The sequence below is a fragment of the Pseudoalteromonas luteoviolacea genome (assembly GCF_001696455.1).
In the GTDB taxonomy this organism is placed as follows: domain Bacteria; phylum Pseudomonadota; class Gammaproteobacteria; order Enterobacterales; family Alteromonadaceae; genus Pseudoalteromonas; species Pseudoalteromonas luteoviolacea_C.
The window spans coordinates 1,844,950-1,863,713 of sequence record NZ_MAUJ01000001.1; the positions used below are offsets into that span (position 1 = coordinate 1,844,950).

17 protein-coding genes are annotated in these 18,764 nt (G+C 43.1%); 2 read left to right on the forward strand and 15 right to left on the reverse strand.

Features of this window, described 5'->3' with window-relative positions; translation table 11 throughout:
- The 15 genes from rnhB to rpsB all read right to left on the reverse strand — a co-directional run bounded on the left by rnhB (position 1) and on the right by rpsB (position 14,876).
- On the reverse strand, positions 1 to 594 hold the full coding sequence (rnhB, locus tag A7985_RS08020) for a ribonuclease HII (RefSeq protein WP_065789881.1): 594 nt from the start codon (positions 592 to 594) through the stop codon (positions 1 to 3).
- A complete protein-coding gene (gene lpxB, locus A7985_RS08025; RefSeq protein WP_065789882.1) occupies positions 584 to 1,738 on the reverse strand; it encodes a lipid-A-disaccharide synthase in 1,155 nt (384 codons plus the stop codon). The genes rnhB and lpxB overlap by 11 nt, the downstream gene beginning before the upstream one ends.
- A 121-nt stretch (positions 1,739 to 1,859) precedes the next feature.
- Entirely contained in the window at positions 1,860 to 2,630 is a 771-nt protein-coding gene (gene lpxA / locus A7985_RS08030; RefSeq protein ID WP_065789883.1) for an acyl-ACP--UDP-N-acetylglucosamine O-acyltransferase, read from the reverse strand.
- A 2-nt stretch (positions 2,631 to 2,632) separates the two neighbouring features.
- The gene (gene fabZ, locus A7985_RS08035; RefSeq protein WP_063357028.1) at positions 2,633 to 3,085 is read right to left on the reverse strand and encodes a 3-hydroxyacyl-ACP dehydratase FabZ; all 453 of its coding nucleotides are present in this window, start codon (positions 3,083 to 3,085) and stop codon (positions 2,633 to 2,635) included.
- Between the two features lie 11 nt (positions 3,086 to 3,096).
- Positions 3,097 to 4,137: a UDP-3-O-(3-hydroxymyristoyl)glucosamine N-acyltransferase gene (lpxD, locus tag A7985_RS08040; protein WP_065789884.1), complete on the reverse strand. Its 1,041-nt coding sequence runs from the start codon at positions 4,135 to 4,137 to the stop codon at positions 3,097 to 3,099.
- On the reverse strand, positions 4,137 to 4,655 hold the full coding sequence (locus tag A7985_RS08045) for an OmpH family outer membrane protein (protein WP_065790058.1): 519 nt from the start codon (positions 4,653 to 4,655) through the stop codon (positions 4,137 to 4,139). The genes lpxD and A7985_RS08045 overlap by 1 nt, the downstream gene beginning before the upstream one ends.
- A gap of 10 nt (positions 4,656 to 4,665) precedes the next feature.
- Positions 4,666 to 7,137, reverse strand: a complete 2,472-nt coding sequence (gene bamA / locus A7985_RS08050) for an outer membrane protein assembly factor BamA (protein WP_065789885.1) — start codon at positions 7,135 to 7,137, stop codon at positions 4,666 to 4,668.
- A gap of 71 nt (positions 7,138 to 7,208) precedes the next feature.
- Positions 7,209 to 8,561 (reverse strand): sigma E protease regulator RseP, encoded by a 1,353-nt coding sequence (rseP, locus tag A7985_RS08055; protein WP_065789886.1) that lies wholly within the window; start codon positions 8,559 to 8,561, stop codon positions 7,209 to 7,211.
- A 2-nt stretch (positions 8,562 to 8,563) separates the two neighbouring features.
- On the reverse strand, positions 8,564 to 9,769 hold the full coding sequence (ispC, locus tag A7985_RS08060; protein ID WP_065789887.1) for a 1-deoxy-D-xylulose-5-phosphate reductoisomerase: 1,206 nt from the start codon (positions 9,767 to 9,769) through the stop codon (positions 8,564 to 8,566).
- Positions 9,766 to 10,632, reverse strand: a complete 867-nt coding sequence (locus tag A7985_RS08065; protein ID WP_065789888.1) for a phosphatidate cytidylyltransferase — start codon at positions 10,630 to 10,632, stop codon at positions 9,766 to 9,768. Before A7985_RS08065 ends, ispC begins: the two co-directional genes overlap by 4 nt.
- Positions 10,633 to 10,643: 11 nt before the next feature.
- Positions 10,644 to 11,417: an isoprenyl transferase gene (locus A7985_RS08070; RefSeq protein ID WP_065789889.1), complete on the reverse strand. Its 774-nt coding sequence runs from the start codon at positions 11,415 to 11,417 to the stop codon at positions 10,644 to 10,646.
- Positions 11,418 to 11,645: 228 nt separating this feature from the next.
- Positions 11,646 to 12,203: a ribosome recycling factor gene (frr, locus tag A7985_RS08075; RefSeq protein WP_063370657.1), complete on the reverse strand. Its 558-nt coding sequence runs from the start codon at positions 12,201 to 12,203 to the stop codon at positions 11,646 to 11,648.
- Positions 12,204 to 12,307: 104 nt separating this feature from the next.
- Positions 12,308 to 13,048 carry a UMP kinase gene (gene pyrH / locus A7985_RS08080; protein ID WP_063370658.1) on the reverse strand — a complete coding sequence of 247 codons (741 nt, stop codon included), beginning with the start codon at positions 13,046 to 13,048 and terminating at the stop codon, positions 12,308 to 12,310.
- Positions 13,049 to 13,189: 141 nt separating this feature from the next.
- Entirely contained in the window at positions 13,190 to 14,041 is an 852-nt protein-coding gene (gene tsf / locus A7985_RS08085; RefSeq protein ID WP_065789890.1) for a translation elongation factor Ts, read from the reverse strand.
- A 106-nt stretch (positions 14,042 to 14,147) separates the two neighbouring features.
- Positions 14,148 to 14,876, reverse strand: a complete 729-nt coding sequence (gene rpsB / locus A7985_RS08090) for a 30S ribosomal protein S2 (RefSeq protein ID WP_063362921.1) — start codon at positions 14,874 to 14,876, stop codon at positions 14,148 to 14,150.
- 290 nt (positions 14,877 to 15,166) lie between these two features.
- Here rpsB and map point away from each other — a divergent pair, with 290 nt between their 5' ends.
- The gene (map, locus tag A7985_RS08095) at positions 15,167 to 15,955 is read left to right on the forward strand and encodes a type I methionyl aminopeptidase (protein ID WP_065789891.1); all 789 of its coding nucleotides are present in this window, start codon (positions 15,167 to 15,169) and stop codon (positions 15,953 to 15,955) included.
- A gap of 185 nt (positions 15,956 to 16,140) precedes the next feature.
- Positions 16,141 to 18,759, forward strand: a complete 2,619-nt coding sequence (gene glnD, locus A7985_RS08100) for a [protein-PII] uridylyltransferase (protein ID WP_065789892.1) — start codon at positions 16,141 to 16,143, stop codon at positions 18,757 to 18,759.
- Positions 18,760 to 18,764 lie beyond the last annotated feature (5 nt).

The window sequence follows — 18,764 nt, forward strand, 5'->3', positions numbered from 1 at the left end:
TTAAGAGTGCTCCGCGAGAATACGCTGAACTGGTTTAAAACTTTTACGATGATAGGGCGTGATGCCATGTTGGGCCAGTGCTTCAAAGTGTGCTTTTGTTGGGTAGCCCTTATGTCCTGCAAAGCCAAATTCAGGGAATTGCGCATCTAGCTCAATCATCTCATTGTCTCGAGTAACCTTGGCTAAGATTGATGCCGCACTGATCTCTGGTACTAAACTATCGCCTTTTACTACAGCTTGCGCAGGGACTGTCAAATCGGGTAATCGATTGCCATCAACAAATACAAACTCGGCAGCTATATTTAACCCCTCTACAGCACGTTTCATCGCTAACATGGTAGCGTGTAGAATGTTAAGCGCGTCTATCTCTTCCACACTCGCTCTCGCAACACAGTAACAAAGCGCCTTTTCTTTGATTTCTTCGGCCAATGCATTGCGCTTTTTTTCAGTCAGCTTTTTAGAATCCGCCAGACCTTCTATCGGCTTTGTCGGATCCAATATTACAGCCGCGGTTACAACATCACCGACTAAAGGGCCTCGACCTACTTCATCTACGCCTGCGATATACTTAAAATCAGGTCGTTCAATTTGCATCAATTACCTCCGCAACTGCAATTGCTGCCTGTTCACTGGCATTCAAACGAATATTTTTATGAATTTCATAAAAACGCTCAACCAATGCTGAATTGTCTTCTCTAAGCAGTGGAAGCAAAGCATCTGTTAGCGCATCTGGATTACATTCTTCTTGCAAAAACTCAGGCACCAAGGGGGCGTCTGCTAATAAATTTGGCAAAGAGAAATATTTAATATTAAAAGTAAAGAACGTACTAAAAATTTTATAGCTCAACGTTTTAAGACGATAACCCACCACCATAGGCTTTTTATAGAGCATCGCCTCCAACGTGGCTGTACCTGAGGCAAGTAACACGGCATCAGCAGCCTTCATCGCCAAGGCAGATTGACCATCAAGCAAAACTGGCCTCAGCTCGGGCGCTACTTTATTTAAAACCTGATTAAATTGCTTCTGTCGCTTTTCGTTAACCAGCGGAACGACAATCTTTAGGTTTGGAATTTTGTCTACCAACTGCTTAGCTGTTTGCAGGTATGTTTCGCTCAATAATCCAACTTCCGAGCCTCGACTTCCTGGCAGCAGCGCTAACACGGTATCTGATTCTTCTAGGCCTATCTCAGACCGCGCAGCTAGCTTATCGGACTCTAATGGGATCTCGTCAGCCAAAGTATGGCCAACAAAAGTACAGGGTACTTCATGCTTGTCGTAAAACGCTTTTTCAAAAGGTAATAACGAAAGTACTAAGTTTGTTGCTTCCGCAATAGTATGAATACGCTTTGGACGCCACGCCCACACTGAAGGGCTCACGTATTGAATGGTCTTAATACCCGCAGCTTTCAATGGCTTTTCAACACGAAGATTAAAATCAGGTGCATCAATACCAATAAATACATCCGGTGGATAGTCGATAAAATAGTTTACCAACTCTTTTCTGATTTTTAATAATCTTGGTAAACGTCCCAAGACCTCTACTAGCCCCATAACGGCTAGCTCTTCCATATCAAATAAACTTTTACAGCCTGCTGCTTGCATTTTGGGTCCTGCAATACCAACAAATTCTGCATTTGGGTATCGCTTTTTAAGCGCTTTGATTAATCCTGCGCCCAGAATGTCGCCAGACAGTTCGCCTGCAACAATGCCAATGGTGATTGATTTTTCGTTTGCCATTTTTGTTCTTCTGCAAAATAAAAAAACGCCATACTATGTATGGCGTCATTATATCAGAACCCACTCTTTGTTATTTGCCTATTTAGTGATTGGATTAGGCAATACCAAGAGCTAATCTGTCTTAGCGTACTAAACCGCGCTCTGAGTTTGCTATAAAGTCCAACATCTGCTGCACAGCAGGGAACTTTTGAGCTTCTTCTTGCAATGATTCCACGGCTTCAGCAAGTTTTAAGCCTTTACGGAACAACGTTTTATACGCTCTTCGTGTTGCCATAATCTCATCAGATTCAAAGCCACGACGCTTCAAGCCTTCTGTATTAATTGCAACTGGGCGCGCTGGGGTGCCTGTCGTTGTCACAAACGGCGGTACATCCTGATTAACACCAGAATACATACCAACAAATGCATGTGAACCCACTTTGCAGAACTGGTGAACACCAGAATTACCCGCAAGGATAACCCAGTCACCAATATGCACATGCCCTGCAACACTTGCATTATTGGCAAAAATAACATTATTGCCAATCACTGCATCATGCGCGACGTGTGTGTAAGCCATAAATAAGTTATTACTACCGATTATGGTCACGCCTTTGTCTTGTATAGTACCACGATGTATCGTCGCACACTCTCGAATGACATTGTTGTCACCGATGATCAGTTTTGTTGGTTCATCCTTGTACTTTTTATCTTGACAGGCTTCGCCTACTGACGCGAATTGAAAAATGTGATTACCAGAACCGATTTCACTCGGCCCTTTAATAACAACGTGAGATTCAATTTTACAGTCATCACCAATCACCACGTCGTTACCGATGTAGCTATATGGTCCAACAGAGACGTTACTTCCTAATTTAGCACCTGGCTCAATAATTGCGGTAGGATGGATCACGCTTAAAACTCTCTTCTAGCACACATTAATTCGGCACTACATACTACGTTGCCGTCAACCTTCGCTTCACCGGAAAACTTCCAGATGTTGCGACGCTCTTTAACAAACTGCACATGTAAGTGCATTGTATCTCCAGGAACAACGGGCTGCTTAAACCTTGCGTTGTCAATGGCTGCAAATAAGTATAGCTCATTATCAGAACGGTTCTCGACTGTCTTAAAGCCTAATAGACCTGTCGCCTGAGCAAGCGCTTCAAGGATCATAACACCTGGGAAAATTGGTTGTTCTGGAAAGTGCCCTGTGAAAATAGGTTCATTCGCCGTGACATTTTTTATCGCATGAAGATACTCACCCGGTTTGTAATCGACAACTTTATCAACTAAAAGCATCGGGTAGCGATGTGGTAATAACTTTAAGATCTCTTGAATGTCAAAGCTGTTTAATTCGTTGGCCAAAATACCACCTTTTATTTATCCGTAGTTTGTAACTGCTCAGTTAAACTTTCTAACGCTTTAATTCGCGCTTTAAAATCAGAAAGATTTCGTAAGTGGGCAATGTTCTTGCGCCATTCTTTATTCGTTGTATGCGGCATGCCAGAAGAATAAATACCAGGCTTGGTAATCCCCTTCGTGACCATACTCATACCTGTAATAACAACACCATCACACACTTCGTTGTGACCATTGATTGCTACCATGCCGCCAATTTGACAGTGCTTCCCAATTTTAACACTACCAGCTAACACCGAGCATCCCGCAATTGCGGTGCCATAGCCAACTTCCGCGTTATGGGCAATCTGAATTTGATTGTCTAGTATGACGTTGTCATGGATGATCGTGTCGTCGATAGCACCACGGTCTATCGATGTGCATGCGCCAACTTCTACACGATTACCAATAATGACTGTGCCAATCTGAGGGATCTTAACCCATTCCCCAGATTCATTCGCATAACCGAACCCGTCACTACCTATCACAGTACCCGATTGGAACAAGCACTGCTCGCCAATCACCACATCATGATAGATGGTTACATTCGCCCAAAGTTTAGTATTAGCACCAATGCGCGCATTTTTACCAATAAAACAGCCTGCACCGATTTCCACGTTGTCGCCAATGACCGCACCGGACTCTATCACGGCGTTAGCCGCTACCTTGACGTTTTCGCCTAACGATGCGCCTTCGTCAATACATGCTCTGGGATGGATAGCACTCGCAGCACTTGGTGTCGTGTCCATATATTGCGCCAACTTGGCGTACGCAACATAAGGGTTATCACAGACTAATTTATTGCCCGTGTAGTGCTCAGCATCATCGGCTGACAAGATCACAGCACCTGCTTGCGTCGACTCTAATTGACTGCGGTACTTTTTATTTGCCAAGAACGCAATGTCTTGGCTCTTGGCATTCACCAAGGTCGCGATTTTCACAATTGGCTGACTACCGTCACCTTCCAAAGAGGCGCCTAGATATTCTGCCAATTGTGACAACGTGTATTGTTTCGTCATTATTTTTTGCTAACTACTTCAACAATTTCATTTGATAGATCGCTAACTTTATCAGGGTTGAAGTAAATTGTCGTTTCTTTTACTCGAACTTCGTCAAAGTTTCCTTTTTTAGCAACATATTGAATCGCATCGAAGATTAGCTTTTGAACTTTTGCTAACTCTTGGTTTTGACGTTGCTTAATTTCTTGCTCTAGCGGACGGCCTTTTTCAGCAAGTGTTTTTTGCATGTTTTGAATTTTGTCACGTAGCGCAGTTTTTTGCTCTTCGCTCATTGTCGCGCTTTCGCGTTTGAATTTTTCAGCTTCAAAACGAATATCGCCTTGTAGTTTTTCAAGTTCTTGGCGACGCTCAGCAAATTCATTTTTTAACGTTTGCTCAATTTTTGCCATTTGCGGTAACTGAGAATAAATATTCTGCATGTCAATTAAGCCCACTTTATGAGCGAATGCATTAACTGAGTTACCCATTAACAACGCTGCCAAAATACCCATAGCAGATGTTTTAAAAATCTTTTTCACAATAAACTCCTTAGAAAGTATTGCTGATGTTGAAGCTGATGTTTTGAGTGTCATCATCGTCTTCTTTTTTCAGCGGATACGCAAAACTAATTAACATTGGTCCCATTGGAGATATCCACTGTATAGATAAACCCGTAGAAACCCTAAAACGGCCAGGATCAGAATAATCTGATAATTGTTTGTATTGATCTTCTGGCAAGTTTGTATAGCGACTTACGTCGAATTCAGTGTCCCATACGTTAGCTGCATCTACGAAGAAGCTAGTACGTACTGAACTTGTATTTTCTTCATCTAGGAAAGGTGTAGGTACAATCATCTCTGCACCTAATACCGCCTTAGCATTACCACCGATACGACCAAGTGGAACTAACTGGTCAAACTGAGGATCTCCCCCAATAGTACCTGTCGAAGAGCCATCTTTCGAAGGTGTACCTGGTATGCCTAATGGACGACGTTGAACCGCCTGAGGCAGGATTGTATTTCTCTCGAAACCCCTCAACTCCATTTCGGTGATACGGTAGAACTCTTGGAAAGGTAAAACCTGATCAAAGCCGTTTTTCTCACCATAACCATTACCATATGCCAACGCAGCACGTGTTGAGAATACCCAACGGTGGTCATTACTTATCGGCCAATAGAAACGAGAATCGTAGCTCAACTTAAAGTAGTTCAAGTCAGAGTTTGGAGTCGTAAAGTTTAAATTTGCCGACTGGCGTGAACCATCTGTTGGGAACATACCACGGTTTACCGTAATACGAGACCAACCAATACCTAACTCAAACTTCGTGAAATCGAATCCATCGTCCGGATTGTTTGGATCTTCGAATGTAAGCCTCATTACTCGCGTTTGCTCGTAATCAGCAATACGATCCAGATCTTCTTCAATCCAACGGAAACTAAAGTTTAATCGGTTAACTGGGTTAATTGGTATACCAAAATGAGTACCAATACCGTAACTACGAGAATCGTAATCGACTAGGCCAATTTCGCCGCCATCAAAGTTGCTATAGAAAATACTGCTACCTTGAGAAATACCATCAGGCGTAAAATAAGGATCTGTGTATGAAACACTGTAGCGCGTAGAAGCACGTGATGTGTTGATGTTAAACGCAACTTGGTCACCAGATCCCAAGAAGTTAGATTCACTCACGCCCACATTAAATTGCAAACCTGCATATGAACCATAAGCAACACCTGCTTGGAAACTACCTGCCGGTTGCTCTTTTACATTGAAATCGACATCCACTTGGTCATCAACACCAGGAATAGGCTTAACTTCAAACTCAACCTTTTCCATATACGGTAAACGTTGGATCTGTAATTTTGAGCGTTCTAGACTTTGGTTTGACAGCCAAGCGCCCTCTAACTGCGTCATTTCTCTTCGCACTACATGATCTGCGGTATTTTGGTTGCCGTTGACTAAAATGCGTCGAACATAAACACGCTTGCCAGGATCAACTGATAAGGTTAAATGTACTTCTTTATTTTCGTCGTCAATTTCTGGAATTGTGCGAACTTCGGCATTGGCGTAGCCAAATCTTGCTAGGTACCCTTTGATGAATTCTTCTGATGATGTCACCAATGAGCCGTTATAAAGTTCACCTGCTCTCAATGGAACAACACTACGAATTAACTCTTCACGCCCTAATAGGTCACCAATAAAGTCAAAACCTTTGACCGTATACTTCTCACCTTCAGTGATATTTGCGGTCACATACACCGACTCACGCTCAGGACTTACTGATACTTGCGTTGAATCAATGTTAAATCTCAAATAACCCCTATCAAGATAATAACTCCTGATCTTTTCAAGGTCGCCTTCGATTGTTTGCTTTTGGTAACGGTCACTAGACAGGAACTTCCACCAAGGCAAATCTTGCTGAGATTCAACTAAGCGTAACAACTGCTCGTCTGAGAATAGTTCGTTACCAACTAAGTTGATTTGGCGAACAGACGCTGCGTCACCTTCTTCAAACTCAAATTTGAGTTTTACTCGGTTACGCGGTAATTCGACAATACTGACATCGATTTTAGCGTTGTATTTACCAATACTGTGGAAGAACTCTATTAAGCCTTTTTCGATACCATCAATTACCGTACGGTCTAATGTCTCACCGGTACGTATATCTTTGTCATCTAAACTTTCTTGAAGTTGTTCGTCTTTGATGTCTTTGTTGCCGTCAAACTCAATAGAGGCAATTGTCGGACGTTCTTTAACTTTGAAAACGATCTGGTTGCCATCACGATAAGCGGTAATATCGTCAAAGTGACCTGACGAAAATAATGCCTTAATCGTTTTTGAAACTGTGTAATTATCAACCTCATCGCCAACATTGATTGGAATATGAGTTAATGCAGCACCTAGTGCAACACGTTGTAACCCTTCAACTTTTAAATCTTCTACGATAAAGGAGTTTTGCCCTAAAGCGGCAAAACTGGCGCCAAGTAAACTCGTTACAGCTAAATGTTTTTTTATAGGCATTTTGTTATCTTTATCCTTTACAGCTTACGGCGTACTATACGCCACGTGCGCTATCGCCCTTATTACAGAGCCTAGAGCCTCGATACGTCATTAAACAGTGCAAAACAAGTCAGAGCTAAGAGCATCATCGCTCCAAGCTTGTAACCTAACTCTTGTGTCTTTTCAGAGACCGGTTTTTTTCGAATTAGTTCAATTAAGTAATACATCAAATGCCCACCATCCAACATCGGCAGAGGCAAAAGGTTGAAAACTCCCAAGTTAACACTAATTAGTGCTAAAAAGCTTAAAAAGGCAACTAACCCATAACTGACACTGTCACCAGCGCCTACGGCAATTCCAACTGGACCACTAATATTTTGAACAGAGACTTGACCAGTGAGCAGATTGCCAATCATATCGAAGCTCAGCGCTGTCAACGCATAGGTTTTCTGAACGCCAAGCACGATACTATCGAATACACCATACTGTCTAGTCTCAATGTAGCCTTCAGGCCAACTTTTCTGTTTGGGGACAACTCCCAAATAACCTATTACTTGGTCTTTTGAAATCTCTTTTCCATCAGGGGTCACATTCAGGGTAACTTCTTGACCATCTCGCAAGACAGTGATCACACTTTGCTGATAGGCCGCTTGTTGTACTAAGCCGACAAAATGTGCCCAGCTCTCAACGTTTTGTTGATTGAAAGACAAAATCACATCATTTGCTTTCAATTGTGCGCGCTGCGCAGCAGAGTTTTCGGCTATCAGCGCCAACTCGGTTGTGATATCAGGTCTGTATGGATTAATGCCTATCGAGGCCAAAGGCGCAACGTCTTTTTGATCTAGCTTCCAGTTACGCACATCCAAGGTTCGGATTGCAATCTGGCCCTTGTCGTCAACAACTTTTATTTCCAGCTGTTGTTCACCTAACCCGGACATGACAGCGAAGTTAACTTCTTGCCACGAATTTACGTCTTCACCGCCTATGCGCTTGATTGCATCGCCAGGTTGAACACCCGCTTTTTGCGCAATCGACGACTCTGTTACGTTACCAACAACAGGCTTAACATTTTGAACGCCAACCGAGTACATAATGGCTAAAGCAAAAATCGCAAAAAGGAAATTCGCCGCAGGGCCTGCAGCCGCAACAGCCATACGCGCATACACTGACTTACTATCCAGTGTTTTATCGATATTGTGTTCATCAACATCATCAACGCGCGAGTCAAGCATTCTCACATAGCCACCCAAAGGAATGACTGAAATAGCATACTCGGTACCCATTTTATCGTACCAAGTAAAAAGAGGCTTACCAAAACCTATGGAGAAGCGCAGCACCTTCACACCCGCTTTTCTGGCAACCCAAAAGTGTCCGTATTCATGTACAGCGACTAAAATACTTAACGCAATAACAAATGAACCTAGATTCCAGAAAAAATCAAACATCATTACCCCTGATTTGCAATCATCTGCTGTGCAAGCCGACGGGCTTGACTGTCCATATCTAAAATTTCTTCCAATGATTCTAAATCTTTTAACGTACTGTGCTCAAGCACCTGCTCATTAACTCTAAAAATATCCATAAAGCCAATGCGCTTGTCCAAAAATGCCGCAACCGAGATTTCATTGGCTGCATTAAGCGCTGTTGTAGCTGCTTGACCTAGTCGGCATGCCTCTATAGCAAGTTTTAAATTTGGATAACGTGCATAGTCTGGGTGAGTAAATGTGAAATCACGCATATCAGAAAAGTCCAACGGTTTAACGCCAGCATCGATACGTTCTGGGTAAGCAAGACCGTAGGCGATTGGTGTACGCATGTCAGGTTGACCCATTTGCGCAATCACTGAACCATCTTGATATTGAACCATGGAGTGGATCATGCTTTGAGGGTGAATAACAACTTCGATATCATCAGGTTGACAATCAAACAGCCATTTAGCTTCGATAAATTCGAGACCTTTATTCATCATCGTCGCAGAATCAACCGATATTTTACGGCCCATTGACCAATTTGGGTGTGCTACAGCTTCCTCTACGGTAACCGCTTTGAGTGTATTGACATCACGAGTTAAAAAAGGACCACCAGATCCAGTGAGGAGGATTTTTCGAATTCCCACCGCATTAAAATTAGTTTGCTCAGCACGCTGCACTTGTGCAGGCATGCACTGAAATATCGCATTGTGTTCACTGTCTATCGGCAATAATGTAGCACCGTGGTGCTTCACTTTGTCCATAAACAATTTGCCCGACATCACCAATGACTCTTTGTTGGCCAACAGTACCTTTTTACCCGCTTCTACCGCCGCCAAAGTTGGCAACAAGCCCGCAGCGCCAACGATGGCAGACATCACGATATCAACATCTGGGTGCGCAGCAATGTCACACATGGCGTCAGTACCACTTAGGACTTCAATGCTGGTATTGCTTAAGTGCTCACGTAGCGAGGCCGCAGCATGCGCTTCTTGCATTACAACATAACGAGGCTTGTACTCAAGCGCTTGCTTAAGTATCACATCAACATTGGAGCCGGCCACAAGCGCAAATACATCATATCGCTCTTTATTGCGCGAGATAACATCTAAAGTTGAGGTTCCAATAGAACCACTCGCACCAAGAATGACGACTTGTTCTAGCTGACTTAACTCAACACTCATAGTGTGACCGTCCAAGCATAAAACAACGCAAACATCGGTGCTGCCGCTGTAAGACTATCAATGCGGTCTAAAATGCCACCATGACCAGGCAGGCAGCTACCTGAATCTTTTAACCCAGCTTCTCGCTTGAACATACTCTCAAGCAAATCGCCTATCGCTGAAAACAAAGCAATCACGATTGTCAATGCGCCGTACAGTAACCACTGCTTATATTCAACGTCTGAGCAAAAGCAAAAAATCAAAACAAAAACGACCGCGGTCACTAGCCCACCGATCAGACCCTCAATGGTTTTGTTTGGGCTGACATTTGGCATGAGCTTGCGCTTACCTAGGTTCTTCCCGGCGAAATAAGCGCCAATATCAGCACTCCAAACGATGCCTAAGACAACCATAATCAGCACAGAGCCAAATTGCTCAGAGGTGCCGTACTCAGCGCTTCTCAGCACATTTAAAGCTAACCATAGCGGAACCAGAGTCAGAAACCCAGCCACCGCTGGCATAACTAGACCTTGGCTCCACGCGCGCGCCATCTTGGGATATCGAAACACCAATAATGTTGCCACAATCCACCAAGCAGCAGCTAAGGTAAATAGGTAGTTCGCGTCAGCAACTAATTTGCCCGATTGCCACAAACTCTCTATTGGCCAGTGAAAATGAAGCACCCCAATTAATGCTGCTGTAATCACAACATAAACAGCGCGGTGTGCCCCTTTTTTCAACCCCATTAAAGATGCCCATTCCCAAGCTCCTAGTAGTACGATTGCGCCGGCAATCAAACTAAACAGCTGTAGCGGCGTATAAAACACCAAAAGTAGCGCCAGTGGAGCTAATACCACCGACGTCATAATACGTTGTTTTAACAAATTTTATACCTTTAACTTGTTGATTTGCTCTCGGCGAGTAGTTGTTGTATTTGTTCGCCTGTGCAACCGAAGCGCCTTTCTCTAGAAATATAGCAAGCAATTGCTTCTGAGAAAGCTTCTTCTTTAAAATCAGGCCAGAGTGTTTCTGTAAAATACAGCTCAGCATATGCAGCTTGCCATAACAAAAAGTTACTGATGCGATAATCACCACCAGTACGGATCAACAAATCTAGAGGACTTTGCTCTGCCATTGTTAACTTTTCAGACAATGCGTCTTCCGTGATATCTGCAACAGAGAGCTCCCCTTGCTGTACCTGAGTCGCAAGCGACTGGGCTGCAGTCACAATATCCCATCTTCCACCGTAGTTTGCAGCAACATTCAAGGTTAACCCTGTGTTATTTGCGGTAAGTGCGTGGGCATCATGGACTTTAGCCTGTAAGCTTTCAGGAAACTTTGATATATCACCAATTATTTTTAGTTTTACATTATTTTTATGTAATTTCTTAACCTCTTGACTAAGTACAAAGAGGAATAATTCCATTAAGGTACTAACTTCATCTTCAGGCCTGCGCCAGTTCTCGCTGCTAAATGCAAACAGCGTTAAAGACTCGATACCTAACTTAGTACAGAACTGTACAGCGCTGCGAACAGAGTCGACACCTTTTTTATGCCCATATGCTCTAGGACGCTTACGCGCCTGAGCCCAGCGTCCATTTCCATCCATAATGATGGCAACATGCTTAGGTAATGATTGTTGTGAAATCGCGTCAGCGTTTAAAACCATAGTACTATTTTAAATAAAAAAAACGCCGCCTAGTATAGCGCAGACAACGCCGCAAACCTAATAAAATTCTTTTTGCTCAATTCTTAACCATGAGTGATTGTAATATAAACAAGTTTTATTCTTTTTTAAAAAGATAAAGCCACTCGATGCTTTTCAAGCTCAGTTAACGAGCTATAAGACAGCAAAAAGCCGCTAAAAAGCGGCTTTTTGGCACAACTCAATTGAGTTTTAGATTTCCATCAACTCAGCTTCTTTCGCGCTAAGTTGCGTATCCATCTCTTTGATATGCGTATCAGTGATTTTTTGGATCTCATCTTCTGCTTGACGCGCTTCATCTTCTGAGATCTCTTTGTCTTTTAGCAGTGATTTAATATCACCGTTCGCGTCACGACGAATATTACGTACCGCAACTCGACCACCTTCTACTTCACCACGAACGATCTTGATAAGGTCCTTACGACGCTCTTCTGTTAGTGGAGGAAGTGGAACACGAATCACTGTACCCGCTGACATCGGGTTTAAGCCTAGATCAGACGCCATGATCGCTTTTTCTACAGCTTGTGCTAATGACTTATCAAAAACACTGATAGCAAGCGTACGAGAGTCTTCAACAGTTACGTTAGCAACTTGGTTTAGAGGTGTATCAGCACCGTAATAAGATACTGAAATACCATCTAACAAAGCTGGGTGTGCACGACCAGTGCGGATCTTAGATAGTTGGCTAGCAAGTGCCGCCACGCTTTTTTTCATGCGCTCTTGAGCGTCTTTTTGGATATCATTAATCACAGTTGCAATCCTATTTTTACTATTCTAATCAATCTACAACATCAATGAGATTGATCTAAGTTTGTTCTAAACAAATGGTGCCTAACGCACCACCTGAAATTGCTTTATTCCGCTACTTTTTTCGATGTGATCAAAGTGCCTTCGTCTTCGCCCATGATAACGCGTTTCAACGCACCTGGTTTATTCATATTGAATACACTCAGTGGCATGTTGTGGTCACGCGCCAATGTGAAAGCGGCTAAGTCCATCACTTTAAGCTCTTTGTCGATAATTTCATCATGAGTTAACTGGCTGTACAAGGTTGCCTCAGGGTTTTTAACCGGGTCATCACTGTATACACCGTCAACTTTAGTTGCTTTGATCACTGTGTCCGCTTCAATTTCAATACCGCGTAAACATGCCGCAGAATCTGTTGTAAAGAACGGATTTCCAGTACCTGCTGAAAAGATAACAACACGGCCTGATTTTAACAAGCTGATTGCCTCTGCCCAGTTGTAAGCATCACACACACCATTTAGTGGAATAGCAGACATCAAACGTGCGTTTACGAAGGCTCTATGCAGCGCATCACGCATCGCCAAACCATTCATTACCGTTGCTAACATGCCCATATGATCGCCAACTACACGGTTCATACCCGCTTCAGCTAGAGAGCCACCGCGTAAAAAGTTACCGCCGCCGATCACCAAACCCACTTCTACGTCGAGTTCTACAAGTTCTTTAATTTCTTGCGCCATACGATCCAACACTTTTGGATCGATACCAAAGCCTTCATCTCCCATTAAAGCTTCACCGCTTAATTTAAGAAGAACGCGTCTAAAAACAGGTTTTCGATTGATAGTCATAATTTCCGGGCCAAGTTAAAATTGAGACAAAAAATAACCGCGCTTATGATAGACATAAATGCGCGGTTATTTTAGAGAATTTTCTTCATTGACGCAAAAGCAAATCACTACTTTTATGTCAATAAGATTATTCTATTGCGATTATTCGCCTTTTGCAGCAGCAATCTGTGCAGCAACTTCAGCAGCGAAGTCTTCTTCTTTCTTCTCGATACCTTCACCAACTTCAAGGCGAATGAATGAAGAAACTGTAGCACCTTTCTCTTTAAGGTACTCACCAACAGACTTCTTAGGCTCCATGATGAAAGCTTGACCAGTAAGAGAGATCTCACCAGTGAACTTCTTCATGCGACCAACAACCATTTTTTCTGCGATTTCAGCAGGCTTGCCTTCGTTCATAGCGATTTCAACTTGAACCGCTTTTTCTTTTTCAACAACGTCAGCAGGTACGTCTTCTGGCTTTAGGAAGTCAGGCTTAGAAGCAGCAACGTGCATTGCAACGTGCTTAAGTGTTTCTTCGTCAGCATCACCAGTTACAACAACACCGATGCGGTCGCCGTGACGGTATGCAGATAGCTTGTCGCCATCGATGTACTCAACGCGACGTACGTTGATGTTTTCACCGATCTTAGCAACTAGAGCAACACGCGTCTCTTCAAACTTAGCTTGAAGGTCAGCAACTGAAGCTTTAGTAGCAACAGCGTCGTCAAGAACAGTGTTAGCAAAACCTAGGAAGTTTTCGTCTTTAGCAACGAAGTCAGTTTGACAGTTAACTTCAAGAAGCGCAGCAAAACCTTCACCTTGCTTGATAAGGATTGTACCTTCTGCAGCGATGTTACCCGCTTTCTTAGCAGCTTTTGCAGCACCACTCTTACGCATGTTCTCGATCGCTAGATCGATGTCACCGTTAGTTTCAGTTAGTGCTTTTTTACAATCCATCATGCCAGCGCCAGTACGCTCGCGAAGTTCTTTAACTAGGGCAGCAGTTACAGCCATTAGAATATCCTCAATTCTGAATTCGGTTTTTTTGGTAAGCGAATTTCCGCTTGTAAAGAATATCAAGCCTTCACCATTAAGTTGATGAAGACTTGATGACAGCTAATTACTCAGCTTCTACGAAATCGTCGTTTTCTGCTTGAGCAACGATGTTGCTTTCACGACCTTCTGTGATAGCAGTTGCAACAGCGTTAGTGTATAGCTGGATTGCACGGATCGCATCGTCGTTACCAGGGATGATGAAGTCAACACCATCTGGGTTAGAGTTAGTATCAACAACTGATACTACTGGAATACCTAGGTTGTTAGCTTCACGGATAGCGATGTGCTCGTGGTCAGCATCGATTACGAAGATAGCGTCAGGTAGACCGCCCATATCTTTGATACCGCCAAGGCTCTTCTCAAGCTTTTCCATTTCACGCGTTTTCATTAGCGCTTCTTTCTTAGTAAGCTTCTCGAAAGTACCGTCTTGGCTTTGAGCTTCAAGGTCTTTAAGACGCTTGATTGATTGACGAACTGTTTTCCAGTTAGTCAACATACCACCTAACCAACGGTGATTTACGTAGAACTGCTCACTTGAGATAGCTGCTTCTTTAACTGCTTCACCAGCTGCGCGCTTAGTACCTACGAAAAGGATTTTACCTTTGTTAGATGCAACGTTTGATAAAAACTTAAGTGCATCGTTGAAAAGTGGAACTGTCTTTTCTAGGTTGATGATATGAACGCGGTTACGAGCGCCGAAGATGAACGGCTTCATCTTAGGGTTCCAGTAACGTGCCTGGTGACCAAAGTGAACACCAGCTTGAAGCATATCGCGCATTGAAACGTTTGCCATTTGTATTTTCCTCTATTTAATTAGGGTTAGGCCTCCACATATCCCATATCACCAACATGCTAATTACGTATCTTTGACCGATACAAACATGCACCCAAGTGTATGTGTCGATATGTGTGTGTGTTAAAATTTAATTTTGCTTGTCTTAAGTACAAACAACCTCAACATCTGTTAGAGAAGATTTATTTGTAAAAAGACGGCGCGCTTTATACCATATAAATTAAATTAACTCAATGACGAGAGCAAAATTTGCTCGTTATTGCTACTAGAAATTATGACTTGGAGTCTCAATGAGTGCAGTGATTAAAACCCCTGATGAAATCGAAAAAATGCGTGTTGCCGGTAGGTTAGCGGCTGAAGTATTAGAAATGATTGAACCTTATGTGAAGCCTGGGGTTACCACAGACGAATTAAATACAATTTGTCATGATTACATTGTGGATGTACAAGGCTGCATCCCGGCACCATTAAATTATCATGGTTTTCCAAAGTCTATTTGTACCTCTGTTAACCACGTAATCTGCCATGGTATTCCGAATGAAAAACCTCTAAAAGAAGGCGACATCGTGAATATCGACGTGACGGTTATCAAAGATGGTTACCACGGCGATACCTCTAAAATGTTCTACGTAGGTCAGCCGAGCATTCAAGGAAAGCGCTTGAGTGAAATCACGCAAGAGTCTCTTTATTTGGCAATTAAAATGGTTAAGCCTGGTGTCAGATTAGGTGATATTGGCGCAGCGATTCAAAAGTACGCTGAAGGCTTTAATTATTCAATTGTTCGCGAATATTGTGGTCACGGTATCGGCGCTCAATTCCATGAAGATCCGCAGGTGATGCACTACGGAAAACCAGGCACGGGTGAAGTACTAAAAGCGGGCATGTGCTTAACCATTGAGCCGATGGTCAACGCTGGAAAACGTCAATGTAAACTACTAAAAGATAACTGGACTGTTGTCACTAAAGACCGTAGTCTATCTGCACAGTGGGAGCACACGTTACTCGTCACAGACAATGGTGTTGAAATCTTAACGCACCGCAATGATGACACCATTGAAAAAGTGATCGAGCACGCATAATTTCGACTATACTGCTCTTGCTTTTCAATCAGCAAGTAACATGACTACTATCTAAAGCAACCGCATGGGTCTTCCCACAGCGGGCAACGTTGCAATTATTTTGAAAGCACAGGCCGTAAAACACGGCCTGATAAGCTTGCAGCGACAAAAAATACTTAAAGATAATAAGGACCCAAGGACATCCCGTGGCGTTACCGAACAAAGTAAAATTGTTGCTAGAAGAAGCCGAGCAACTTTGTGACTATAAGGGTTGTATGAGCTATTTTTATAAATGGCTAAACAATCAATTTTCCAAGCAACCCGTAAGACTCCTTATCAATGCGCGTTCTGAATTCATTGATATCCTGCTAAGAAAGCTATTCATTCAAACTGGCTTAGCTGATTTCGAGCAACTCGCATTAATTGGTATTGGAGGATATGGCCGAGGCGAGTTACACCCTTTCTCCGATATCGATTTCTTACTCCTTACTGACGGCGAACCCAATGATGAGTTAAGACAAAAGCTTGAATCTTTTGTCACTATGCTTTGGGACCTAAATCTCGATATCGGCCATAGTGTGCGTACCCATGAACAAGTATTAGAGCAAAAGCGGCAAGATGTACACTTTACGACTAGCTTACTCGAGAGTCGCTTAATCTGCGGCAACTTGGTTGAGTTTGAACGCCTTAAAAGCCATATTGTCAAAACCCCAATTTGGCGCTCTGACGACTTTTTCATCGCTAAAGTTAAAGAGCAAAGAATCAGGCGTAAAAAATGCCATGGTACGGCCTATAACTTAGAACCCAACATCAAAGAGAACCCAGGCGGCTTGCGTGATTTGCAGACCATTTTTTGGGTTGCTAAAAAACATTTCCACGCAGAAACCCTCGAAGAGCTTATTGGCCATGGCTACTTGACCCACGAGGAGTATCAAGAGCTTATGGAATGCCTAGAGAACTTGTGGAATATTCGGTTTGCCCTGCACCTCGCAGCTGGGCGACCAGAAAACCGTCTGCTTTTTGACTACCAACCGCATGCAGCCGAGCTATTAGGGTTCGGATCTGAGGGTAAGCCTTCCGTCGAACGTATGATGAAGCGCCTGTTTCGTATCATGAGTCGCGTTCGAGAAATGAATCAGATGCTGCTAGCATACTTCGAACAAAGTATTTTACCTGATCAAGATGCAATCACAGTGGTGCCTTTAGATGCGCATTTTGAGCGCATTGGTCAAAAAATCAGAGTCAAAGACCCTTCTGCATTTTTCTTGCGCGAAAACTTACTTGTCCTCTTTGAGCACATCGCAGACAACCCGGATATCACAGATATCGATCCTAATACAATACGTTCAGTTAGGCAGGTAAGACGCCGTTTACTGGGGGATTTGCAAGATTATGCAGCGTGTAGAGACGCATTTATGCGTCTACTCAAGCACCCAAATGGGATGGGCAGAGCATTTACCCTCATGCATAAACATGGCCTGATCGCAGCCTACTTACCGCAGTGGCGAAGTATTTTTGGCCAAATGCAATTTGACTTATTTCACGCTTATACCGTCGATGAACATACCCATAAGCTGATTAATAACATCCATAAATATCGCGATAAGCAGTTCAATAAAGAATTCCCGATATGCTCTGAAATTATGACCCGCATGGATAAGCCGGAACTGTTGTACTTAGCCGGGATATTCCATGATATCGCCAAAGGCCGTGGTGGCGACCATTCAGAGCTCGGAGCCGTCGATGCAACGGCATTTGCAAGTATGCATAAGTTGACGCCATCCGATGGCAAGTTGGTCGCTTGGCTCGTAGAACATCACTTATTAATGTCCGTGACTGCACAACGTAAAGATATTAACGACCCTGATGTCATCAACGAGTTTGCCTCCAAAGTTAAAAATGAGCGCCAACTAGACTATCTCTATTGCCTAACCGTCGCGGATATACGCGCCACCAATGATAACCTTTGGAATGACTGGAAAAATACACTCCTAAGAGAACTCTACTTGCATGCTCAACGCGCGTTGAGATTGGGACTCGAAAACCCAATGGATATGCGAGATCAAATTCGCGACAAAAAGGCGCAAGCACAGCAAAGGCTGCTAGATGCGGGGTATGAAGAAGAGCGTATCACGCTGCTATGGTCTCGCTTTAAAGCCAACTATTTTACCGGCTTTAGTGAACAGCAGATCTCTTGGCATAGTGAATTCTTACTTTCAAGGAAAGATCAAAGTAGCTCTGGAGTTGCTGTCTCTGAACAAGCAATGCATGGCGGTACCCAAGTGTTCGTCTATGCCCCATATGAAGCAAGTCTATTTGCTAAGCTAGTTTCTGTGATCGGCACCAAAAAAGCACAAATACAGGATGCTCAGGTTATGACAACCAAAGACGGGTATGTTGTGTTTAGCTTTGTTATTTTGGAAGTGAACGGTGATGCCATCGGTGGGAGCAGAGCAAAAAATATACGTCGTGGATTAGAGAGTATTCTTGCCGACCCGAAAAAGAAGATAAGACTTAAAAAGAATCGCTCACACAGGTTTAAAGACTTTAACATCAAGCCCAAAGTGATTTTGCGACCACATGCCCGTGAAGACCGCAATTTGCTTGAAATACAAGCAGTTGATATTCAGGGTCTATTAACCAAAATTGCGGAAGTATTACAGGTTAAAAACCTACATATTCATGCCGCTAGGATCACAACGGTAGGTGAACGAGCAGAGGATTTCTTTGTCGTTTCTAATGAACAATATCAAGCGCTAAGTGAAGATGAAAAGAGCGATCTCCACCTCTCACTTATGAAAAAATTAAACGCCGAATCTGAATAACGAGG